Origin of the sequence: Agrobacterium sp. SORGH_AS 787 (assembly GCF_030819035.1) — a bacterium.
GTDB lineage: Bacteria > Pseudomonadota > Alphaproteobacteria > Rhizobiales > Rhizobiaceae > Agrobacterium > Agrobacterium larrymoorei_B.
In genome coordinates, this window is sequence record NZ_JAUTBG010000002.1 from 2908941 (window position 1) to 2932881 (window position 23941).

Annotated in this window: 19 protein-coding genes and 1 pseudogene; 10 read left to right on the forward strand and 10 right to left on the reverse strand. The window is 57.1% G+C overall.

Annotated features, from left to right (window positions below):
- Position 1 precedes the first annotated feature (1 nt).
- Entirely contained in the window at positions 2-2416 is a 2415-nt protein-coding gene (locus QE435_RS23260) for a DUF2309 domain-containing protein (RefSeq protein ID WP_349042799.1), read from the forward strand.
- Positions 2417-2487: 71 nt separating this feature from the next.
- Here QE435_RS23260 and QE435_RS23265 read toward each other — a convergent pair whose 3' ends face one another.
- Together QE435_RS23265 and QE435_RS23270 are read right to left on the reverse strand one after the other, a co-directional pair.
- Positions 2488-3390, reverse strand: a complete 903-nt coding sequence (locus QE435_RS23265; protein ID WP_309771406.1) for a neutral zinc metallopeptidase — start codon at positions 3388-3390, stop codon at positions 2488-2490.
- Between the two features lie 74 nt (positions 3391-3464).
- On the reverse strand, positions 3465-4133 hold the full coding sequence (locus tag QE435_RS23270) for a glutathione S-transferase (protein ID WP_349042800.1): 669 nt from the start codon (positions 4131-4133) through the stop codon (positions 3465-3467).
- Positions 4134-4392: 259 nt separating this feature from the next.
- On the opposite strand from QE435_RS23270, the gene carB reads away from it, so the two are divergent.
- A complete protein-coding gene (gene carB, locus QE435_RS23275; RefSeq protein WP_349042801.1) occupies positions 4393-7878 on the forward strand; it encodes a carbamoyl-phosphate synthase large subunit in 3486 nt (1161 codons plus the stop codon).
- Between the two features lie 91 nt (positions 7879-7969).
- On the opposite strand, the gene QE435_RS23280 is transcribed toward carB, so the two are convergent.
- From QE435_RS23280 to QE435_RS23290, 3 genes and pseudogenes are all read right to left on the reverse strand, one after another.
- Positions 7970-8755: a YfdX family protein gene (locus QE435_RS23280; protein ID WP_349042802.1), complete on the reverse strand. Its 786-nt coding sequence runs from the start codon at positions 8753-8755 to the stop codon at positions 7970-7972.
- A 199-nt stretch (positions 8756-8954) separates the two neighbouring features.
- Positions 8955-10407: pseudogene (locus QE435_RS23285) on the reverse strand (UdgX family uracil-DNA binding protein).
- Positions 10407-11639: a putative DNA modification/repair radical SAM protein gene (locus QE435_RS23290; protein ID WP_349042803.1), complete on the reverse strand. Its 1233-nt coding sequence runs from the start codon at positions 11637-11639 to the stop codon at positions 10407-10409. Before QE435_RS23290 ends, QE435_RS23285 begins: the two are co-directional and overlap by 1 nt.
- Before the next feature lie 221 nt (positions 11640-11860).
- On the opposite strand from QE435_RS23290, the gene greA reads away from it, so the two are divergent.
- Complete coding sequence (greA, locus tag QE435_RS23295; RefSeq protein WP_062426441.1) at positions 11861-12337, forward strand: transcription elongation factor GreA; 477 nt, start codon at positions 11861-11863, stop codon at positions 12335-12337.
- Between the two features lie 109 nt (positions 12338-12446).
- On the forward strand, positions 12447-13496 hold the full coding sequence (locus QE435_RS23300) for a glycosyltransferase family 4 protein (RefSeq protein WP_349042804.1): 1050 nt from the start codon (positions 12447-12449) through the stop codon (positions 13494-13496).
- A 74-nt stretch (positions 13497-13570) separates the two neighbouring features.
- Here the strand turns inward: QE435_RS23300 and QE435_RS23305 are convergent, their stop codons facing one another.
- The 4 genes from QE435_RS23305 to QE435_RS23320 all read right to left on the reverse strand — a co-directional run bounded on the left by QE435_RS23305 (position 13571) and on the right by QE435_RS23320 (position 17466).
- A complete protein-coding gene (locus QE435_RS23305; protein WP_349042805.1) occupies positions 13571-14614 on the reverse strand; it encodes a glycosyltransferase in 1044 nt (347 codons plus the stop codon).
- Between the two features lie 52 nt (positions 14615-14666).
- Positions 14667-15446: a glycosyltransferase family 25 protein gene (locus QE435_RS23310; RefSeq protein WP_349042806.1), complete on the reverse strand. Its 780-nt coding sequence runs from the start codon at positions 15444-15446 to the stop codon at positions 14667-14669.
- Between the two features lie 22 nt (positions 15447-15468).
- Positions 15469-16503 carry a glycosyltransferase gene (locus QE435_RS23315; protein ID WP_349042807.1) on the reverse strand — a complete coding sequence of 345 codons (1035 nt, stop codon included), beginning with the start codon at positions 16501-16503 and terminating at the stop codon, positions 15469-15471.
- A gap of 150 nt (positions 16504-16653) precedes the next feature.
- A complete protein-coding gene (locus QE435_RS23320) occupies positions 16654-17466 on the reverse strand; it encodes a glycosyltransferase family 25 protein (RefSeq protein ID WP_349042808.1) in 813 nt (270 codons plus the stop codon).
- 237 nt (positions 17467-17703) lie between these two features.
- Between QE435_RS23320 and gmd the strand changes: the two genes are divergently transcribed.
- The 6 genes from gmd (at position 17704) to QE435_RS23350 (ending at position 23009) form a co-directional block, all read left to right on the forward strand.
- A complete protein-coding gene (gene gmd / locus QE435_RS23325; RefSeq protein WP_349042809.1) occupies positions 17704-18759 on the forward strand; it encodes a GDP-mannose 4,6-dehydratase in 1056 nt (351 codons plus the stop codon).
- A 31-nt stretch (positions 18760-18790) separates the two neighbouring features.
- Positions 18791-19732, forward strand: a complete 942-nt coding sequence (locus QE435_RS23330; RefSeq protein WP_349042810.1) for a GDP-L-fucose synthase — start codon at positions 18791-18793, stop codon at positions 19730-19732.
- Positions 19713-20891 carry a DegT/DnrJ/EryC1/StrS family aminotransferase gene (locus tag QE435_RS23335; RefSeq protein WP_349042811.1) on the forward strand — a complete coding sequence of 393 codons (1179 nt, stop codon included), beginning with the start codon at positions 19713-19715 and terminating at the stop codon, positions 20889-20891. The genes QE435_RS23330 and QE435_RS23335 overlap by 20 nt, the downstream gene beginning before the upstream one ends.
- 86 nt (positions 20892-20977) lie before the next feature.
- Entirely contained in the window at positions 20978-21919 is a 942-nt protein-coding gene (locus QE435_RS23340; RefSeq protein ID WP_349042812.1) for a hypothetical protein, read from the forward strand.
- A gap of 18 nt (positions 21920-21937) precedes the next feature.
- A complete protein-coding gene (locus tag QE435_RS23345; RefSeq protein WP_349042813.1) occupies positions 21938-22369 on the forward strand; it encodes a hypothetical protein in 432 nt (143 codons plus the stop codon).
- Positions 22344-23009 (forward strand): glycosyltransferase family 10, encoded by a 666-nt coding sequence (locus tag QE435_RS23350; protein WP_349042814.1) that lies wholly within the window; start codon positions 22344-22346, stop codon positions 23007-23009. Before QE435_RS23345 ends, QE435_RS23350 begins: the two co-directional genes overlap by 26 nt.
- 51 nt (positions 23010-23060) lie before the next feature.
- Here the strand turns inward: QE435_RS23350 and QE435_RS23355 are convergent, their stop codons facing one another.
- Positions 23061-23924 carry an alpha-1,2-fucosyltransferase gene (locus QE435_RS23355; protein WP_349042815.1) on the reverse strand — a complete coding sequence of 288 codons (864 nt, stop codon included), beginning with the start codon at positions 23922-23924 and terminating at the stop codon, positions 23061-23063.
- Between the last annotated feature and the right edge of the window lie 17 nt (positions 23925-23941).

Genomic DNA, 23941 nt, shown 5'->3' on the forward strand with positions numbered 1-23941 from the left:
CATGACCAACACGACCCCAGTCGATACGCTTCACGGTGAGGCTTTGGCGAAAGCCGCAGATCAAGCGGTGCGGGCTATACCGCCAGCCTGGCCCTTGACGGCAACCGTCGCCGTCAACCCATTTCTCGGCCAGGTGCATGAGACCTTCGACAAGACCGCGGCTCTCCTCGCCCGCATCGGCGGAGTGCGGCTTGCTCTACCCCGCAAGCACTTTGCCGAAAAGATCGCCGAGGGCGAAATCACCGACGAGGACATCCTCGCAGCCCTCCAATCGAACGGTTTGGATGCCAGCATCGATCTCGTCGCGCTCAAGGAATCCCTGTCGGACGAAGCATCAGAGGTCAGGGCTTTGCCAACGGTCGCGGATATCGCGTCGCAGGCGACAGGCAAGGATTGGCCGGGCCTCATCTCAGATCGGATCGGCACCTTTGCGGCCGGCTTCTTCGATCAGGGCCAGGCACTGTGGGCTGCATCGAGACGCAACGGCCTCTATACCGCCTGGCGTGCCTTCGCCACCCACGACCTCACCCCGGAAATCCTTGGTCTCAGGGGCTTTGGCATCCATGTGTCTGACACTCCCGAAACACCGCAAGCCGCGATTGAGCGGGCTTGCGTTTCGCTTGGGCTTGGCGCAGAGCCGGGAACCTATTTCCACCAGCTCCTGCTGACGCTGGGCGGCTGGGCGCAATATGCCCGCCACATCCAGTTCAAGGCTGAAGTAGAGGGCGGGGAAGACACAACAGCGCTTGAGCTTCTCGCAATCCGGCTGATCTTCGAGGAAGCGCTTTACCTGCGGCACAAGGCAGATATCGAGGCGGAATGGCGCAAGGTCCGCAACGCCCATGTCGAGCCCGTTATCGCCAATCGCGACATCCAGATCGACAGCATCCTGCGATTTGCCGCCGAACACGCGGCACAGAGGAAGCTCGCATCCGCGCTCGCCGCCCATACGCCCGTCACGGAGACAGACCAGCGGCCCATGCTACAGGCAGCCTTCTGCATCGATGTCCGGTCCGAAGTCTTCCGGCGGGCACTTGAAAGCATGGACTCGTCCGTTCGCACTCTGGGCTTTGCCGGCTTCTTCGGCCTTGGCACAAGCCATCACGGCTTTGCCTCCGATGTGGCCGAACACCGGCTGCCTGTCCTGCTGAAGCCGTCGGTCTTCAGTTGCAGCGCCGTCGATGACAACAAGAAGGCTGACCAGAAGGCTCGGTTTGGAGCACGCGCCATCCGCGCCTGGGGCCGGTTCAAGCTCGCCGCTGTCTCCTCATTTGCCTTCGTCGAGGCGATGGGGCCGGTCTATGCTGGCAAGCTGCTGCGGGACGGCTTGCGCTTGACCAAGAGCAACGCGCCAGACAAGATGAAGCCGCGTTTCGCCCCAGGCCTCGATCTGGAAACGAGAACTGCCATCGCCGAAAAAGTGCTGAGAGCCATGTCGCTCACGGAGGGGTTCGCCCGCTTCGTGCTGATCTGCGGCCACGGCGCCAATGTCGTCAACAACCCCTATGCCAGCGCCCTTCACTGCGGCGCCTGTGGCGGCCATGCGGGCGATGTCAATGCGCGGCTGCTTGCGGATCTGATCAACGACCGGGCCGTGCGCGAAGCGCTTTCGGAGAAAGGCATCCAAATTCCGGCTGACACCCTCTTCATCGCCGGTCTGCACGATACCACCACGGACCGCGTAACACTCTTCGATGACGATCTGGACCGTGATGTCGCTCACAAGGATCTGGCACAAATCCGCCGGTGGCTGGCCGACGCCGGTCGACTGACCAGAGCCGAGCGGGCGCAGCGTTTGCCACAGGCGACGGGCAAGACCTTGCTTGCCCGCGCTCGCGACTGGTCCGAAACCCGGCCTGAACTCGGCCTTGCCGGATGCCGTGCTTTCATCGCGGCCCCACGCTCGCGCACAGCCGGACGGTCGCTCGAAGGTCAGGCCTTTCTCCATGACTACGTCTGGCAGAAGGATGAGGGTTTCAATATCCTCGAACTGATCCTGACGGCACCTGTGGTCGTCGCAAGCTGGATCAGCCTGCAATATTTCGGCTCGGCCATGGCACCCTCCCTCTTCGGCGCTGGCAACAAGCTGCTGCACAATGTCGTCGGCGGCATCGGCGTCGTTGAAGGGAATGGCGGAAACCTGCGGGCTGGCCTGCCCTGGCAGTCGGTGCATGATGGTGAAAACCTCGTCCACGAGCCGCTGCGGCTCACCGTCGCCGTCGAGGCCCCGAAGGAGGCGATCACCGACATCCTGCATCGGCATCCGCAGGTACGCGCGCTCTTCGACAAGGGCTGGCTCGCACTGATCACCATCGACGATCAAGGCCAGCTTGCCTGGCGCTATGGGAATGGTGGGACTTGGGAAAAGTTGGACGGTGGAGAGCGGGAACCTTTCTCCCGAAAGCTGGCCAGCTGAGGGTCTATCTCATCACCTCCAACCGTCATCCTCGCCCTTAAGGCGAGGATGACGGCGAGACTTGATATCGATCAGATATCTGCCGAGAACGTATCGCAGTCCTCAACCCGGCCGCTCTCAAACCCACGGCGGAACCATTCCACGCGCTGAGCAGACGTGCCGTGATTGAAGCTGTCAGGCACGACATAACCCTGCGTCTTCTTCTGCAGCGTATCGTCACCGATCTGATGGGCGGCGTTCAGCGCCTCTTCCAGATCGCCAGCTTCGAGAATGCCTTTCTGTTGGGTGGACTTGCCCCAGATGCCGGCATAGCAATCGGCCTGCAACTCCACTTTCACCGAAAGCGCATTGGCCTGGCTCTCGCTCATGGACTGGCGACGCTGGTTGAATTCCGGAAGCACGCCCGTGAGGTTCTGCACGTGATGGCCCACCTCATGCGCAATCACATAGGCCTGGGCAAAGTCCCCGGAGGCGCCGAAGCGCTGCGAAAGCTCGCGGAAGAAGTCAGTGTCCAGGTAGACCTTGCGATCCACCGGGCAATAGAACGGACCTGAAGCGGAGGTTGCGTTACCGCAGGCCGAGCGAACCTGGCCGGAGAACAGGACCAGCGTCGGCTTCTGGTAAGTCTCGCCGGACGCCTGGAAGATCTTGCCCCAGGTATCTTCTGTCTCAGCCAGAATGGTGCGGACGAACGCGGTCGTCTCATCGCTGGATTGGCCTTGCGGACGCGTGCCCGTCTGCTGTTGTTGCTGACTGCCGCTATCCGAATACATATCACCGCCGGAAAGCAGTGTGAGCGGATTGATGCCGAGCGCCCAACTGATCAGCAGAATAACGACGAGACCGCCGATACCGATACCACCCCCGCGACCGCCGGTCGGTAGGCGAAAACCGCCGCCGCCGCCCATGCCGCCGGTCGACATGCCGCGTCTATCTTCGATGTTGTCCGACTGGCGGCGCCCTCTCCACTGCATGACAATCTCCCCTTCAATATGCTTGCGCTAAACGCTAATTGCCGCAAAGCGTTCCCGCAAGAGGAGTACCAGCATCAGCTGCGAGCGTAGATATAGGCTCCGCCTTTCTCTAGCGCGCGCTGATAGGCGGGCCTTGCGCGGATGGCGTCGAGGAAACGTCTGATCGCTTGCGTTTCCCCAACACCGTCCGCACGGCTCATGGCCGCCTCGACCGGAAAGCTCATGGCGATGTCCGCACCGGTCAACGTGTCGCCGGCGAAATAGCCTTGCCTGGAAAGTTCAGCCTCCCAATATGCCACGTGGTCGATCAGTTGCGGATCGATGAGTTTTTCCGAGACCCCCTTCGAGATCAGACCCGCAACGGGCCGCATGAAAAACGGCATCTGGCTCGGAAGGCGTGAGAACAGAAGCTTGAGCAAGAGAAGCGGCATGGCCGAGCCTTCGGCATAATGCAGCCAATAGAGGTAGCGCCGATAGGTATCCATACCCTTCTCCGGGCGGAACTTGCCCCCGCCATAGGTGTCGAGAAGATATTCGATGATCGCGCCGCTTTCTGCATAGACCGTACCCTGATCCTCGATCACCGGAGATTTTCCGAGAGGATGCACCTGCTTCAGACTTTTCGGCGCGCGCATATCCGCCCCACGCTTGTAGGTCTTGACTTCGTAAGGCAGCCCAAGCTCTTCCAGAAGCCACAGAATGCGATGCGCGCGGGAGTTTTCCAGGTAATGAACGATGATCATGATTATCCTGCATCCGGTTGGAGGCGACGATTTAAGCGCTTGAAGATGCTTACGTTTGACAGTGCGCTCAGGATCACCCGGCATGATCCTTTTGCGACAAGCGAACTTTCCTGTCGGAAAGCGAAGATTCGGGGTTCCGTTCGCCAAAACATTTGCCTATAAGCCGCTTCTAGCCTGAAAACATTTGGAATTGCGCGCCCCGGCCGGTGAAGTTTCACCATGGCCGTTTTTTGCGCAACACGAAAGCGGAACGAGAGCCATGCCAAAGCGCCAAGATATCAAGTCCATCCTCATCATTGGCGCGGGACCGATCGTCATCGGTCAGGCATGCGAATTCGACTATTCCGGCACACAGGCCTGTAAGGCGCTGAAGGAAGAAGGTTACCGGGTGATCCTGGTCAACTCCAACCCTGCCACCATCATGACCGACCCCGGCCTTGCGGACGCGACTTACGTCGAACCGATCACGCCGGAAGTGGTTGCCAAGATCATTGCCAAGGAACGTCCCGATGCGCTGCTGCCCACCATGGGCGGCCAGACCGCGCTGAACACGGCCCTCTCCTTGAAGCGCATGGGCGTGCTCGACCGCTACAATGTCGAGATGATCGGCGCGAAGCCCGAAGCCATCGATAAGGCCGAAGATCGCGCCCTCTTCCGCGAAGCCATGGCGAAGATTGGTCTGGAAACCCCGCGCTCGATGCTGGCCAATGCCACCGAGATCAAGGATGCCGACCGCAAGAAGCATGAAGCGGCCCGCGCAGAACTGAAGAGCAAGCTGTCCGGCGCAGAGTTGGACAAGGCCCTCGACGAGCTGGAAAACCAGTGGAACCTCGGCGAAACCGACCGCAAGCAGCGCTACATGGCGCATGCCATGGCAATCGCTGCCCAGGCGATCGACCATGTCGGCCTGCCAGCCATCATTCGCCCTTCCTTTACGCTTGGCGGCACCGGCGGCGGCATTGCCTATAACCGCTCGGAGTTCTTCGATATCGTCTCTGGTGGTCTCGATGCCTCGCCGACGACGGAAGTTCTGGTCGAAGAGTCGGTTCTCGGCTGGAAGGAATATGAAATGGAAGTCGTCCGCGACAAGGCGGACAACTGCATCATCATCTGCTCCATCGAAAACATCGACCCGATGGGCGTCCACACCGGCGACTCCATCACCGTTGCTCCGGCGCTGACGCTGACGGACAAAGAATACCAGATCATGCGCAATGCCTCGATTGCGGTTCTGCGTGAGATCGGCGTCGAAACCGGCGGCTCGAACGTCCAGTTCGCCGTCAATCCGAAGGACGGCCGCCTCGTCGTCATCGAAATGAACCCGCGCGTGTCGCGCTCGTCGGCGCTCGCCTCCAAGGCAACCGGCTTCCCGATCGCCAAGGTCGCGGCCAAGCTTGCCATCGGCTACACGCTGGACGAACTCGACAATGACATCACGGGAGGCGCAACGCCTGCCTCCTTCGAACCGTCCATCGACTATGTCGTGACGAAGATCCCGCGCTTTGCCTTCGAAAAATTCCCCGGCGCTTCGCCGATCCTCACCACCGCCATGAAGTCGGTCGGTGAAGTCATGGCAATTGGCCGCACCTTCGCCGAATCGCTGCAGAAGGCGCTGCGCGGCATGGAAACCGGCCTCACCGGTCTCGATGAGATCGAAATCCCCGGTTACGAAGAAGGCGAAGGCTCCAAGAACGCCATCCGCGCTGCCATAGGCACGCCGACGCCGGATCGCCTGCGCATGGTTGCCCAAGCACTGCGCACGGGCATGTCCGAAGCCGAAGTGCACGAGAACTCCAAGATCGATCCATGGTTCATCGCCCAGTTCAAGGCGATCGTCGATATGGAAGCGCGTATCCGCGAACACGGTCTGCCGACCGACGCCGAAAACCTGCGCATGCTGAAGGCCATGGGCTTCTCCGATGCCCGCCTCGCCTCTCTGACCGGCAAGCGCCCGAAGGAAGTGGCCGAGCTGCGTAACAGCCTGAATGTGCGCCCGGTCTTCAAGCGCATCGATACCTGCGCTGCCGAGTTCGCCTCTCCGACCGCCTATATGTACTCCACCTATGAGATGCCTTTCGTCGGCGCACTGCGCTCCGAAGCACAAGTCTCCGACCGCAAGAAGGTCGTGATCCTCGGCGGCGGTCCGAACCGTATCGGCCAGGGCATCGAGTTCGACTACTGCTGCTGCCACGCCGCCTTCGCGCTGAAGGATGCGGGCTTCGAAGCGATCATGATCAACTGCAACCCGGAGACGGTTTCCACCGACTACGACACCTCCGACCGCCTCTATTTCGAGCCTCTCACCGCCGAAGACGTGATCGAGATCATGCGCGCGGAGCAGGAAAAGGGCGAACTTGTCGGCGTCATCGTGCAGTTCGGTGGTCAGACACCGCTGAAGCTTGCCGAAGCGCTGGAAAAGAACGGCATTCCGATCCTCGGCACTGCACCGGACATGATCGACCTTGCCGAAGACCGTGACCGCTTCCAGAAGCTGCTGATGAAGCTCGATCTGGCGCAGCCGAACAACGGTATCGCCTACTCGGTCGAACAGGCACGTCTCGTCGCCTCCGAAATCGGCTTCCCGCTGGTCGTTCGCCCGTCCTACGTTCTCGGTGGCCGCGCCATGCAGATCATCCATTCGGAAGGCCAGTTGCAGACCTACCTGCTTGACACCGTTCCGGGCCTCGTGCCGGAAGACATCAAGCAGCGCTACCCGAACGACAAGACCGGCCAAATCAACACGCTGCTTGGCAAGAACCCGCTGCTTTTTGATAGCTACCTGACCAATGCTGTCGAAGTGGATGTGGATGCGCTGTGCGACGGCGAAAGCGTCTTCGTATCCGGTATCATGGAGCACATCGAAGAAGCCGGCATCCACTCCGGCGACTCGGCCTGCTCGCTGCCAGCCCGCTCGCTTTCCAAGGAAACGCTGGATGAACTGGAACGCCAGACGGCAGCCCTTGCCAAGGCGCTGAAGGTCGGCGGTCTGATGAACGTGCAATATGCCATCAAGGACGGCACCATCTATGTGCTGGAAGTCAACCCGCGCGCGTCGCGTACCGTGCCCTTCGTTGCCAAGACCATCGGTGCGCCGATCGCCAAGATCGCAGCCCGCGTCATGGCAGGTGAGAAGCTCGACCAGGCAATTGCCGCCTATGGCGAAAAGCCCGATCCGCGCAACCTGAAGCACATCGCCGTCAAGGAGGCCGTCTTCCCATTCGCCCGCTTCCCCGGCGTCGATATTCTGCTCGGGCCGGAAATGCGCTCCACCGGCGAAGTCATCGGCCTCGACACCGATTTCGCGCTGGCATTCGCCAAGTCGCAGTTGGGTGCTGGCGTCGACCTGCCGCGCTCCGGCACGGTGTTCGTCTCGGTCCGCGATCAGGACAAGGAAGGCGTTCTGCCGGCGATCCGCATTCTGGTGGAAGCAGGCTTCAAGGTTCTGGCAACCGGCGGCACGCAGCGTTTCCTCGCCGAACAGGGTATTGCCGCCGAGAAGATCAACAAGGTGCAGGAAGGTCGTCCGCACATTGAGGATGGTATCCGCAACCGTCAGGTTCAGCTGGTGATCAACACCACCGACAGCAACAAGGCGATCTCCGACTCCAAGTCGTTGCGCCGCGCAACGCTGATGCAGAAGGTGCCCTACTACACCACCATGGCCGGTGCGGAAGCCGCAGCCCTTGCCATCAAGGCACTGAAGGCCGGCAACCTCGAAGTGAAGCCGCTGCAGAGCTACTTCTGAGAAACGGCGAAGAATTGAACGAAAGAGCGTTCCAAAACAAAGGCCTCCCCAAATGGGGAGGCCATTTTCGTTGCGGTATGTGGAAGGGCGATTAGCCCTTTGGAGCAGCGGTCTTGTCTGCCGACGGCTTGACTACTGCTGCATTGGCAACCTTTTCTGCCTTTGCTTTGTAAGGCTGACCGTAGATATCCACGATGTTGAGCATCGCGTTATCCGTCACATCCTTCAGCACCGCATTGGCTTCATAGAACTTGCCCTGGTTGATCAGGTCGGCAGCCTTGCCAACATCGGTGACCGTCTGGTTGAGCGGGAGAGCGGCGGTGATGAACTCGACATCGACATCCGCGACAGCGAGCTTTTCAAGGGCGCCCTGACGATCGGAGGTCTTCAGGCTCTTGTTCGCTTCGGTGATGGCCGCAACTTTTTCAGGCGTTGCCTTGAAGTCTTCACCAAGCGTCAACTGCGAGTCGACTGGCAGCCATTGGATGGGCGTCGCCGATGCAGTCTTTGCATCCGCAGTCGCTTCACCAGCCGCCGGTGCCTTGGTTGGTTTCGTCAGATCCGCCTCCGCCTTCATGAAGACGGCTTCATCCTTGGAGGCCTTCTGCAACTCGTCCTTGGCCTTATTGATGAAGGTCTTCGCCTCATCCGGCTTGGCATTGAAGATTGCTAGGCGTGTTGCCTGAATGTCGGCCAAAGCCTGTGCGCCATCCTGAGAGAGACGTCCAACATCCTTATCGATGGCCTTATTCGGAACAACGGCACCCTTGGTTTCCGTCTGCGCTGCAGTTGTCGATGCAGCTTCGGCAGTGTAAGCAATTCCGCCGAGCATAGTACCGGCAACAAGAATAACAGCAAGATTACGACGAATAAACATGATACAAATCCTTTTTTTACTTCCACATACAACATCCCAACCACCGTTGGATGTTGATGCTTATTAAACGCGCCATTCTGCAAATAGTCTCATTACAAATACTTCATGAACGGCTTTTAATGTTTAGAGGCAGCGAATTTTCGAAGACGGCAAGCTGCTGTACTGCCAAGGAGAAGACCGCACGCAGCTGAGCCTCACGTCACACTTCGGACAGCCGCCGGATGGCACGCAAATCTTCGACGAAAAGCGCCCGCTCCTGCGCCTGTCGTGCGACGTCGGGGATTCTAAGCAGATAGGAGGGGTGAACCGTAGCAAACAAGATGCGCGAATTGTCCATTGCGATAGGGCGGCTGCGAAGGCTGGAAAGCGTCTGTTTCATCCCTGTCAAAGCGTAAACCGCTGTCGCACCCATGGCGACGATGAGCTTGGGTTGAACGAGATCGATCTCCCGTGTCAGCCACCAGCGGCAGCGCTCGACCTCGCCTGCGTTCGGCCTTTGATGGATGCGCTTCTTGCCCCGCGCCTCATATTTGAAATGCTTGACCGCATTCGTCACATAGAGCGATTTCCGCTCGATTCCCGTTTCCGCCAGAGCCTGATCGAATACCCGCCCTGCTGGGCCGATGAAGGGTCGCCCTGCCAGATCTTCATGATCGCCCGGCTGCTCGCCGACGACCATCACCTTGGCCCTCTCCGGCCCGTCGCCGAACACCGTCTGCGTCGCGGCGCAATGCAGCGGGCACATCTGGCACGCTTGCGCTTCCGCGCTTCACACCGGCAAGCGTATTCGCATCCGGCAGGATTTCCTGTGGCCTAGCCGCAGCCGCCGCCTGGATACGATGGTGGAACATCTGCGGTTCGGTCGCGGCCTTCGCCGCCATGCCAAGCACGCGCGCTTCCGCACCAATGACGAGCTCCGGAATGAGGTCGGCCTCGGGCAGGTTCTTCCAATATTTCTTCGGCATTTCCGCCGTCATGGCTTTTATCTTAAGCCGCGCCGGATTGAAAATATTGGCATAATAGGTGCGCCACAACTCATCCGTCTCGTCGGAAATATCCGGCCGCTCCGCCGCTTCGCGTGATGTCTGAAGCATCTGACCATTCCACCGCGCAGAGCCCTTCGGTGTTGCAATCAACCAGTCCATGTCATTGAAGCGTCGCTGGAAGAACGGCGCCTTGCGCTCGACGATGAAATGATCGGGCTCGAACCAGGCAATAAAACAGCGCCGCGCCTGCGGGCCGTCGCCCGGCACCTCCTTGAAGCGAACGAAGGCGGTCATCTTGTGACTGTCGCGACGGACGGACTTTTCCATCTGCCGGGCCGCTTGAACATCCGGATCGGCCTTGATCTGCAACAGCGCGCGATCATGCTGCAGACGCCACAAAAGCCGGTACAGTAACGAGAAACGCGCGGGATCGCTGTGACAGATGATGGCTTCCGCCAATGGCAGGAAAGCAGACGGAACGGTGACCTGCGCGGGGGACGTCGCCACTGGTAAAGACGCCTGATGCTCGAAATCGAGAAGCGAGCCGCGATCGCTTTTCAGCCGCCAATCCACATTGCTCGGCGCCACGCCCGCTCCAAGAAGCGAGCGGGCAGCATCGCGCCACTCACCAAAATCACCCCTGCCCTCCAGTTCCACCGCATACATCACAGCAACGACAGCTGTTCCGGCGGCGGCGTGAACATAGCACGAAGGTCGGGCCGCTCGGTCAACTTACCCGGCGTCCAGCCATCCGCCACGACGAACGCCTTCACCTTCTTGAGCGACACACCGAAGCGGGCGAGATCTTCCAAACGCAGCCGCCGGAAGCGGCGCGAGGACAGGATGGCGTTCACCGTCTTCACACCAAAGCCCGGCACGCGCAGCAGCATCTCCTTGTCGCCCGTATTCACATCAACGGGAAACTTCTGGCGGTTACCAAGCGCCCAGGCGAGCTTGGGATCGATATCGAGATCAAGCATTCCATTCTGCTGTGTCGACGTGATCTCGCCGATGTCGAAGCCGTAAAAGCGATAGAGCCAGTCGGCCTGATAGAGCCTATGCTCCCGCATCAAGGGCGGTTTGATCAGCGGCAGATTTTTGGAGGAATCTGGAATAGGGCTGAAGGCGGAGTAATAGACGCGCCGCAACCCATAACTGCCGTAGAGCCGCGCGCTGGTCGAGAGAATGGTGCCGTCATCCGCGCCATCGGCACCGACAATCATCTGCGTGCTCTGCCCCGCCGGCGCAAAGGTCTTGACCCGCTTCGTCTTCAGCGTTGGCTCACCCGCCTCTTCGATCTTCAACCGGATATCGGCCATGGAACGGCGAATATTGCCGGGCTGCTTTTCAGGTGCGAATTTGCCAATCCCGCTATCGGTGGGCAGCTCGATATTGATCGAAAGACGATCGGCATAAAGTCCCGCCTCTTCAATCAGATGCGGCGATGCTTCAGGGATGGATTTCAGATGAATGTAGCCTCTGAAACCATGGGTGACCCGCAACTCCTTCGCCACCCGTACCAGCTCTTCCATCGTATGATCCGAGGAGCGGATGATGCCGGAAGAGAGGAACAGACCCTCGATGTAGTTCCGCCGGTAAAATTCCAGCGTCAGCCACACCACCTCTTCCACAGTGAAACGCGCGCGCTCGACATTACTGGAAGACCGATTGATGCAATAGGCACAATCATAGATGCAGAAATTGGTGAGAAGGATTTTCAACAGCGAGATACAGCGACCGTCCGGCGCGTAAGCATGGCAAATGCCGGAACCCTCAGTCGAACCCAGCCCGCCGCTTTGCGCCGAGTTGCGTTTCGACGTCCCGCTAGAGGCACAGGAGGCATCATACTTCGCTGCGTCGGAGAGAACCGCAAGCCGCTCTTTGATTGACTTCTTCATAAAACGTTCTCTATATGTTCCGTTAACAAAAGTCAAATCACGAGGACAGAGCGTTGAAAATACTCGTTTTTAACGGGCTTTTTAATTTGCTGGCATTTCACGACGGTCTTCTGATATAGTCGGGGAAATTGTGATTTTGACATGGTTCCGAAGTTTTGCTCCGGAACCTGTTTCTTTTTGTGTCTGCGACTACCGCGGTGCGAATGTGAAGGAATAAAAAGATGGTAGAAAAAGTACCGATGACTCAGGGCGGTTACGTCAAGTTGCAGGAAGAACTTCGCTGGCGTCAGCAGGAAGAGCGCCCGCGTATCATCGAGGCGATCGCCGAAGCGCGCGCCCATGGCGACCTGTCGGAAAATGCCGAGTATCACGCCGCCAAGGAAGCGCAGAGCCACAATGAAGGTCGCATCTCCGAGCTCGAAGATTTGACCGCCCGCGCCGAGATCATCGATCTCTCCAAGATGTCCGGTTCCAAGATCAAGTTTGGTGCCACCGTCAAGCTCATCGATGAAGACACCGATGAAGAAAAGACCTACCAGATCGTTGGCGACCAGGAAGCCGATGTGAAGGAAGGCCGCATTTCGATTTCCTCCCCTATTGCCCGCGCCTTGATCGGCAAGGAAGTGGGTGACAGCATTGAAGTCAATGCACCTGGCGGCTCGCGCGGCTATGAGATCCTGTCCGTCAACTGGAACTGACAGCCTATCCAAGAACCGTCGTTGGTCGCGTGCAAATTGCAATCGCCAGACCACCGGCAATCCTTGAACAGACTGTAATCTCTTTCTCCATAGACCGAGACGTCAAGACTTGCCCCATGTCGATCTGAGAGATGTCCGCGTCCTTGCGCCAAACTTCAAGCGCAGGCTCTCGGGCGTGACATCGACGATCATTCAGCTCGTGCCGGTGCAGAACCGGCTAGGGCAGAAGATCGCCGTGATCGGGCCCGGCCTGCCGGACAGCCTGCCCTATGTTCGCTTTCGCGATCTCTGGCGGCTGTGGCAGAACGGCCCGGGTGACAGACCGCGCGTCTGGCATGCGAGACGAAATATAGAAATGCTACCGGCCATCATCATGCGCGACATCCTGCGCATGAAGCTGAAGATCGTCTTCACCTCCGCTTCGCAACGCAAGCACACCGGCTGGACCAAATTTCTGATTTCCAAAATGGATGGCGTGATCGCCACCAATAGCCAGACGGCAACCTATCTAGAGGTGACGAGTACCGTGATCATGCACGGGATCGACACCGATCGCTTCTCCCCGCCCGCTGACAAGGCAGAGGCCAAGGTCGCGCGCGGCCTCGATCCTCAGCGAAAATATGCCGGTTGCTTCGGCCGGATACGGCACCAGAAGGGCACCGATCTCTTCATCGACACGATGATCCGCGTTCTGCCTGACCACCCGGAGTGGTCGGCGATTGTCGCGGGACGCGCGACAGGTCCGCATGTAGACTTCGAGACCGGTCTGAAGGACAAGGTGCGCGCCGCAGGTCTTGCCGACCGAATCCTCTTTGTCGGAGAGCATACCAATATCAACGAATGGTATCGCGCGCTTGACCTCTTCATCGCTCCGCAACGCTGGGAAGGGTTTGGCCTCACGCCTCTGGAAGCCATGTCGACGGGCGTACCTGTCATCGCAACAGATGTCGGCGCCTTTCCCGAACTGGTGCGCGAAGGCGAAACCGGCACGATCATCGGCCGTGACAATCTCGATGCCATGGTCGAAGCGACCAACGGTTTCTTAAGCGATCCAGAGATCATCCAGCACAGAAGTGCGGCTGCACGCCTGACGACGGTGGAGAATTTTGCTCTCGAAGGTGAAGCTCGGTCTTTGGGCGAGATCTACGCTCGCGTTTAGACTTTTAAGTATAGCTTCCCGACCACAGTACTTGGCCGTAGTTTTGTGGCATAGGCAAAACTCCACGAAGGCGTTCACCGTCGGCTGTTGCGCAATTCCTCGAAAAATTCCAGATACTGATCGACAATCCGCTCCGCGGAAAAGCGCGCCGCCAACTGTTCTCGCCCACCCTGAACCAGCTTCGCCCGAAGCTCAGGCAACTCTTGCAGACGCAAGAGCGCCTGCGCCATACCCTCAACATCGTCGATCTCGGTGAAGAGAGCGCTTTCATTATGCGCCGCCGCCCAGGACGGTCCCTCTGTCTTGGTAGAGACCACCGCAACTTCGGCCTTCCAGCCTTCAAGCAGCACGTTGCCAAGCGGCTCCTGCCGGCTTGGCACGCAAAACATATCCGCCGCCTTGATGTAGGCCGCCGGATCGGAAACCCAGCCGGTGAAGCGGACACGATCGGTTATCCCAAGTTCCTGTGCCAGACGCTCCAGATCGGCTCTGTCGGGACCATCCCCCACCAGCCACAGCCACAGGTGAGGCGTCGTCGCAATCGCGCGCAGCAAGGTATCGAACCCCTTGGTTGGCACGAAGCGGCCAAGCCCGCAGACCAGAGGAACATCGTCCGGTGTCGAGAAATCAGACCGCTTGACGATGGAGGTGCCGACCTCGCCCGGAAAGTTGGAGATGATGGTCGTCTTGCCCTGCCAGCCAAGTGTGCGGCAGTGTTCGATGACATTCGGCGCATTGCCGACAATGGCGTCGGTATTGCCGAAATAGCGGACGTGGTGCGGATAGTCACCCAGACGTACCACGCGCACCGCATTGCCTGTGTCCGGCATCAGCCGCGACGTCGGCGCGCGCCACCCCATCACCACATCGGCGGGCCATTGCTTCATGGAGCGTTTCAGCAATTGGGTGCGCAGCCACCAGTTGGGCCAGCGGCGAAGATAATAGCCTTCATGCACTTGCCCCCGGCCCTCAAGTTCATAACGCCATGTCACGCCCGGCCGGATCGCGAACTGCTGCTCAATGCCACGCTCATGAAAAGCGCGCGTAAGACGCAGGAAGAACTGCTCAGTGCCGCCATCCGTGCCGAATTGCAGGTGAAAGATCCGCCTCACACTCATCGGGGCATATGTTCCTTAGCTTGGACCTCAAAGTCGATGTAATGGCGCGAGATCACGAAAAATACTTTCGCTTGGTTGCAATCAGCTTATCCACCATAAGCCGCCGCTGTTTGCGCAGGCCATAGAGGAAGCTGCGTGCATTACGGCTTCTCGATAGGTTTCCAGGATGGGCAATATCGCTGACCGCATCCGTGGTGGAGACCGGCCTTGGAAAGAAGGAATAGCCGCCACCAACGCGGGTGATCCAGTAACGAAAGAAGTTATCGACCGGCGCGAAGATCACGCGGTGTCCATCGACGAACTCCTGTGCGCCTTTTCTCGACCAGAGAATGGCGCCTGTCGTCATCGGAAAATAGTGAGCGGTGCAAAGAGTAAATATATTTTTTCCGAAGCGCATCGTCTTCAGTGGACGGAAGATTTTCAGCTTTTCATTACCCATATTCACGATCCGCCAATCGGGATCATGCGCATTAAGACAAGCGATCGTTTCCGTAACGATCGCCTGCAGGGCTTCATGCGGTGCGGCGTCATCTTCGATGACCAGACAAAAACGTTTATCCGTTTGAAGAAATGCCTTCGCCGCATTCAAGTGGCTGTAATAGCAACCGATTTCTCCACCGACAAGCTCACGCCCCATATAGCGTCTGGCAGCGGCGGCATCGTAATCCGCAACCGTATCGAGGGCGAGCTTGCGCCCGTCAAAGGCGGATAGCCGCTCGAATGTGACACCCGCCTTCTCAAGGGAGGCCGACACCTGGGAGAAGCGCTGCGTGCTGCCATCCAGATTGATGACGTAGCAGCAGAAATCAGCGTTCGGAGAGATGTTATTCAAATTAGAGACCATCAAGAATGACTTACCGTTTCATCTGCTTGAACAGATCGAGATAGGCATCCACCACCGCGTCCTTGCGGAAATCGGCGTCCAGCCTCGCCCTGCCCTGCTGGCGCAGCTTTGCGGCGAGCTTCTCATCCGTCCGGATACGATTGATCGCCGCAAGTGTGCCATCCACATCGTCGATATCACACATCAGCGCATCTTCGCCATCGCGGATAAACCAGGATGGCCCTTCGGAGCGGGTGGAAACCACAGGCACATCCGCCTGCCAGGCTTCCAGTATCACATTGCCGAGCGGCTCATGGCGCGACGGCATGACGAAGATCGAGCCCGCCGCGACATAATCCATCGGCTCCTCGACCCAGCCGGTGAAGCGGGTGCGGTCTGCCATGCCAAGTTCCTGAACCATCTGCTCCATCTCGGCGCGCTTATCGCCCTCGCCGACAAGCCACAACCACGCATCGGGGATCTGCGCCACCGCCTTGATCAGAACATCGAACCCTTTGCGCCGGATGAACCGGCCTGTACCCACGACCAGGAAGGCACCCTCAGGTGTGCCGAGGCTGGCACGGGATACCGGTTTGATCGTCGTTTCGCGAACGAAATTGGAGATCACCTTGACGGGCTTCGTCCAGCCCAGTTGTACACAAGCTTCCGCAATGCCGGGCGCATTGGCAACGATAAGATCGTTATTGCGGAAGTTCTTCAGGTGACGGGGATAATCGCCAAGCCGCGTCAGCCGCACGCTGTTGCCATGCGCCGGGACAAGGCGTGAGGAGCGCGACATCCACGCCATCACCACATTCGGCTTCCATTCGCGCACGATTTTGTTCACCTGCCAGCGAAGCCACAACGCCTTCGGCGAGATGCGCCGATATTCGCTTTCGATGGTGGGGCCAAGGGCTGCAATCTCGTCACGCCAAATGCGGCCCGGACGAATGATAAAGCGCTGCTCGATGCCATGATCGCCGAAAGCCGCCGCCAGATTGACGAAGAAGCGCTCGGCACCGCCCTCTTTGCCGAAATGCATATGAAGAACTCTTTCGGCACTCATCCACTATCGCTCCGCGCCCAGTCAATGCTGAAGCGCTATATAGACGCATGCAATAATAGTCCACGCGACTTAAAGCTCAAAAGCATGCTTGGGTACCTTGCGCACAATAAAGGTAATCACGCAGTACGGCTTGAGCAGATCGAGTGATACTTACGGTGCTGAATCTTTCCAGAAAATCTCTCTGATAGCACCGCGCCTGCTGAGAAATACCACAAGTTGCCGGTGGATCTGGCTGATCTCATTCCATCCTCGACGGAGCTTCCTCAGTTTCAGCCGCCAGCCTGTGGGACGAGCGGCCTTGCCGAACTTGGCGATATCGGAATTATACTCATACTGCCGCTGCGTCGCCATTGCTGGCTGAACGATGAAAGGCTTAAACTGTCGGAAGACGGGCGACACCGTATCGTTGAAGAGAAAGTGATCGACCGGCACCCTCATCCGTCCGCGATAAGAGAGTGCTATCTGCGCGGCCCGGCGCGACAGAATATACGCCCCGCCCCCGACATGCCGCGAGTACATGCGGTGCAGAGCGCGCTCCGTGCCCGGAACCTTGATCTCCGCATCTCCCAAAAGAACCTTGGAGATACCCGAGCCGAACTTCTCCAGCTTGATCACGTCCACATGGGGAGGAATCCAGTCATCCGACCTCAAGGCATTCTCCACATCGCCTGAGAGAAACACATCGTCTTCAAGAATCAAGCCGAACCGCGCGCCGGTCTGCAAAAAAACTTCCCAGGCATAGGTATGGCTGACCGTGCAAGAACGATCGCCCAAGCCCAGCGCGCCGAGCGGGCCCGCAGGCGTGATGACGCCATCCAGCACAGCCTCATCCACCTTGGTCGCATCGCACGCATCGACGCGGGTAAACGCCACTCCACGCTCTTCCAGATGATGCGACACGCGCTCCAGCCTGTCCTCGCGACGTGCAAGGTTGATAACGAAAACGGGAATGGCCTGGTTCATGTCGCACTCTTCCAACTCTCAAGGCCCAACAACGCCTTCGTAGCTCGGCGACTCTATAGGCTTTTCGACAATCACAGCACAAGGTGCATCGCTGGCGAGCCCGGACCAGCAATACTCGCACCGACATCGGCATCAACTTCCCGGTTTATTTTGCCGACGACTTGCGGTATCGCAGCGTGAACGCGCGCCTCCTTCAACTCGAGACGTCTGCGCCAAGCAGAGATGAAAGCAAAGCCCATGTCCGAAAAAGCAAAAGTAGCCCTCATCACCGGCGTCACGGGCCAGGATGGCGCCTATCTGGCTCAACTGCTGCTCGACAAGGGCTACATCGTCCATGGCATCAAGCGCCGCTCCTCGTCCTTCAACACTGGCCGCATTGAAGACATCTATCAGGACCCGCACGATGAAAACCCGCGCTTCATCCTGCATTATGGCGACATGACGGACGCGACCAACCTCATTCGCATCGTGCAGGAAACCCAGCCGGACGAGATCTACAACCTCGCCGCCCAAAGCCACGTGCAGGTTTCCTTCGAGACACCGGAATACACAGCCAATGCAGACGGCATCGGCACGCTTCGCCTGCTGGAGGCGATCCGAATTCTCGGTCTCGAAAAGAAGACCCGTTTCTACCAGGCCTCCACCTCAGAACTCTACGGACTGGTGCAGGAAGTACCACAAAGAGAAACCACGCCCTTCTATCCACGTAGCCCCTATGCTGCAGCCAAGCTCTACGCCTACTGGATTGTGGTGAACTATCGCGAGGCCTATGGCCTGCATGCCTCAAACGGCATCCTGTTCAACCATGAAAGCCCGCTGCGCGGTGAAACCTTCGTCACCCGTAAAATCACCCGCGCCGCCGCCGCCATCAAGCTCGGCCGTCAGGACAAGCTCTACCTGGGCAACCTCGACGCCAAGCGCGACTGGGGTCATGCGAAGGAATATGTGCGCGGCATGTGGCTGATGATGCAGCAGGAGGAGCCGGACGACTACGTTCTCGCCACCGGCGAGACCACCCCTGTCCGCGCCTTCGTCGAATGGGCCTTCGCAGACGCCGGCTTCACCCTAAGGTGGGAAGGTGAAGGCGTCAACGAAAAGGGCATCGACACGGCGACCGGCAAGGTGCTGGTGGAAGTAGACCCCCGCTACTTCCGACCAACGGAAGTCGATCTCCTAATCGGCGACCCGACAAAGGCGCACGAGAAGCTAGGTTGGAAGCACAAGACGAGCGTGCGGGAGCTTGTGCGTGAAATGGTCGAGAGCGACCTTGTGGTAATGGAGGCCGCACCGTGAAGCAAGAACTCCGGGCTGTTAAGGAAGGCACATGAAGATCTTGCTGAGCGGCGGACGTGGGATGGTTGGCCGCAACATTCTGGAGCAAGCGGAAAAAAGAGGCGCAGTAATCCACGCGCCAACGAGCGATGAACTTGATCTCACAAACGCAACCAAGACTATCGAGTTCATAGACGCTCTCAAGCCAAACATTGTCATCCATGCGGCTGGCCGTGTGGGCGGAATCCAGGCCAATATTCGTGAGCCCGTTCGTTTTCTGACCGAAAACTGGAGCATGGGCGAGAACATCGTCCGTGCTGCGAGGGCCGCTGGCGTGAAGCGATTGATCAATCTCGGTAGCTCATGCATGTATCCGCGTGGCCACATGGACCCGCTGAAAGAAGATATGGTACTGGCCGGCCCCCTGGAGCCCACAAACGAGGGTTACGCCATAGCCAAATGCGCTATCGCTCGACTTTGTGAATATGTCACGCGTGAGGACGGCGAGTATCAGTATAAAACGGTCATACCCTGCAACCTTTACGGTCGGTTCGACAAGTTCGACCCAGCCGTCTCACATATGATCCCCGCCGTTATTCACAAGCTTCACTCAGCCAAAGAATGCGGTGCAGAAGCAGTCGATATCTGGGGAGATGGTAACGCGCGACGAGAGTTCATGTTTGCCGAGGACTTGGCAGAGGCGATCTTCTTCGCCCTCGACCATTTCGAGGCGCTGCCCGCGCTGACCAATATTGGCCTTGGATACGATTATACGATCAATGAATACTACGCCGCAGCCGCAGAGGTCATCGGCTTCAAGGGCAGCTTCGTCCATGATCTTTCCAAGCCCGTCGGCATGGCGAGAAAGCTTCTGGACGTGACCCGCCAGACAGAGCTCGGATGGGTGCCTCGCACCAAGTTGCATGACGGCATTCGCAAGACTTACGACTATTATCTTTCCAAGGAAGTACAGAATGTCCTATCCGCTCGCTAATTCTGCCTGGGACCATGAGGAATATGAGGCAATCCAATCGGTCATCCAGTCCGGGATGTTCACGATGGGACAGAAGGTTGCCGAATTTGAAAAGGCCTTTGCGGACTATGTCGGCAGCCGGTACTGCGTCATGGTCAATTCCGGGTCCTCCGCAAATCTCGTGATGATCGGCGCGCTACGATACAAATCGGAATCGCCGCTTTTGCCGGGAGCCGAGGTGATCGTTCCGGCCGTATCGTGGAGCACGACCTACTATCCGCTCTATCAATATGGGCTGAAGTTGCGCTTTGTTGATATCGACAAGGACACCTTGAACTTCGACCTGGAAAAGCTCGAACAGGCGATCACGCCGAACACGCGGGCGATCTTGGCCGTCAACCTTCTCGGCAATCCCAACGACTTCAATAAGCTCAAGACCATAATCGGTGATCGCGACATCGTTCTATTGGAAGACAACTGCGAGTCCATGGGCGCAACATTCGAAGGAAAGCAGACGGGCACCTTCGGCCTCATGGGAACCTACAGCTCCTTCTTCAGCCACCATATTTCCACTATGGAAGGCGGAATGGTTGTTACCGACGATGAGGAAATCTATCATATTCTGCTGGCGCTTCGCGCCCATGGCTGGACACGCAACCTGCCGAAGCGGAATCGGATTACTACCGATAGGAGTGACGATCCGTTCACCGAAGCCTTCCGCTTCGTTCTTCCTGGCTACAATCTGCGCCCTCTTGAGATGAGCGGCGCACTTGGCCTTGCCCAACTGCGCAAGCTACCGATGATCGTTCGCGAAAGACGAAATAACGCCGAACGTTTCCTCGATATCATTAAGCAGTTTCCTTATCTCAGAACCCAGAAGGAAATCGGCGAAAGCAGCTGGTTCGGCTTCAGCATGGTTGTAGAACCAGAAGCCAATATCAGCCGAGAGCACCTGATCTCGGCTCTGACGGCAGCAAACGTTGACACCCGACCCATCGTCGCCGGCAACTTCGCCAAAAACGAAGTGCTGAAATGGTTCGACTATTCGATCGCGGGCGACCTCACGAATGCCGAGCGCATCGACGACGCAGGCTTCTTCATTGGCAACCACCATTATCCACTGAATAGTGAATTCGCAACGCTGGAACACGCGCTTGGGTCTTCACTGCAAGAAAACTAAGTTCTTACACTGTCTTCGACGATTGGACCAACGATATGGCGTGTCGCCTGAGAATCCAGCCAAGAGGTGGGACTGCGAATCAATTGTTGCAGTTCATGCTCGCTAAAAACATCGAGCGTGTCGCCGGTGACGTACGGGTCACCGGCTGTCACATCCCTGAGTGGGGAGTGATTGCACCGCCCGATAACGACCTTGACAAGGCAATCGAGCTTAGCCTAACCGGCAACTACATCTATCACGACGACGTCGTCGATATCATTCGCAAAGGGCTCGCCTCTAATGTAGTTCTAAAGGGGCACTCCTTCAGAATTTCAAACTATGCCCCGCCAGAGTTTTATCGACCTATCATCGGTTCGAGTTGCGAAAGCGTTACAGGATATGGTTCCGAACACGTCGTATTCCACATTCGTGGTGGAGACATTCTCACGCCGGCGCACCAAGATTACTATCCTATTCCGTTCTCCTACATCGACGCTGTTTTGAAAAACACCGACGCATCGCCCGTTTTCGTTGGGCAGTTGGGGGACAGCTACTATGCAGAGAAACTCCGCGAGCGCTACCCAAACGCCATCTACTCTAAACCTCAGACAGCGGTTGAGGACTTCGAGACCTTGAGACGGTCAAGCGAAATTGCCGTATCCATCAGTTCATTTGCATGGCTGGCCGCGTGGCTATCTCACGCAACCACCATCCATCTGCCGGTAGCAGGCATGCTTAATCCTGCCCAACGTCCGGACATCGATTTGCTGCCGCTGGACGATCCACGATACAAATTCTATCGTTTCGATCAGTTTAAGTGGAACGCGACGCCGAGTGACATTGAGACCCTGTGGCAAAGTCGGACGCATGGCCTCTTCAGTCGAAACGAGCTGGCGGAACTGAAATTTTATGCTGCTCGCCTCACGAGAGCAAAATCTCGGAATTCTAGGATAAAGTTATATGCCCGAGCAGTGTTCACATCGACAGCGGATAAGATCTACCGAGCTGCCTGCTCGCCACTCAACTGGCATGGTGCCGTGAGACGTTAGTTTTTCAAGAATGGTGCCATGACTAAGCGAGACGACCTCGTCTGCTTGCCGTGGCATAAAAGCAAGGACACGACGTTGCGGCCAATTATTTATGCTCCACAACAGGAAAACATGGCGAATATATTTTGTCAGCCTGGCACTGAAGGCGATGAGCAAGATGTATGGCACGTAGTTCAAGCACGGTTCAGAGAACACGGCTACGAGCTATATACCCCTGAGAATTATGACGGCGCATTGAAGGATGCTGCGTGGGTTATCTTTCAAAACATGCCCAGAGACTTCAAACCCATGAGCCTTATCAAGCGGATAAAACAAGTTGTTCAGCAAGCTCTTGGCAAAGGAACGTTCTATCAACGCTGCGTAAAAGCGGGCATGGCAGATAGGATTGCGGTTGCTCTTTATGAGCCGCCGATCGTAGAAGAATTTGCATACGACAAAAAAAAATCATAGCACATTCAAAGTTATATTCACATGGAGCAAGGATCTCTTAGAGTTAAGTGGCCGATATAAGGAGCTTATTTTTCCTCAATCCGACACTTTGCCGGTGCAGCCAAGTCTTCAGTTTCATGATAGAAAGCTCATTTGTAATTTCTCCGCCAATAAAACATCTAGCCATCCCGACGAGCTATATACCGCCAGAATCAAGACCATCAAGTTATTAGAGCAGCATTGCCCAGAGGATTTTGATCACTACGGCGCGAGATGGACCAACGAGTATAAATCTTGGCGCGGCAAAGTGGATAACAAGCTCGCGACGATGTCGAACTACCGTTTCAATCTTTGCTACGAGAATGCAAAAAATCTCCGCGGCTATCTGACGGAGAAAATATTTGATGCCTTCCACGCTGGCTGCATGCCGATCTATCTCGGCGCCCCAGACATAGAGGACATGATTCCACTTAATACGTTCATTGATCGCCGAAAATTCTCTTCGGACGTAGAGCTGTTGGAATTTTTGAGAAGCGTCGATGAAACGCAGTGGAAAACACTCATAGAGGCTGCGAGGCAATTTCTAATAAGCGATGAATACCAAAAATACACGGCAAATGGGATGTTTTCGCTACTGAAGACTGGACTGAAAATACCGTGATACGCGCGCATATGGAATGTTGAGTAGGTTTGTCGAGCGCGAGAAATTTGTTTATAATCTTTCCCACGTTGACGGTACAATGTCAGTGCTATCCTGCTCCGCTGAACGAAACCATTGTGCTGGCGCAATTACACGTTTATCATCACGCGGATTTAGCCATGCACCCCACCAACTGAAGGTGCTGTTGGCGATAATATGGGAATGGCACGCAGCCATAAGATGCATGTCTTCTGCGTCCTTGCCGTCTGCCTGAGGCTCCACAAAGACAGCTCCCTCATATTGCGGAAGGTTCGCTTTGGCCCATTTTGGGTCGTCAGAAAAAATGAAAAATGTTGGACTAGCAGCCTTGGTAGCCATCATCGCCATGGCTTTCTGATACCAACTCGGCTCACAAGTGCCGTGGATGGTGTTCGCCCTATGGTTGGTGACATAATCCCCTCTCCTAACATGAACAGATATCGGCGTTTCAACACTGCGGATCTTAGAAAGAAAGCCCTGCCTTAGGTGACTACAGGGTTGCTTCAAGGAAAAATCTTGGCGAATGATATCCCCATGCCGCGCAAAATACTTTTCACTCTGCCAGTAACCGGAAAGGTGAGCGGGTCTCCGCCAATTCATAATGTTTGGATCAAACGACTGCGTTTTTTCAAACAATTGGGGAATTCGGCCTTTGTTTTTTAGTGAGTTGACCAATTTTCCGAACACACTCTTTCGCGGCGAATGAGGAATCTCTCTGCGATCCGCGACATCGTAGATGATGTTGAGTTGATCTAGCTGACAAGCGTGTACCTTGTACCGCTCCATTTCGGTCAAATCCAGCTTAAGGGGCTGACGAGATTCGATAGAAAGTGCTCGCCCAACAGCATATTGAAACATCTGGTTGCCAAGACCGCCAACGATACGGGTAATGATCACGCTTTTCTCAATCTTTC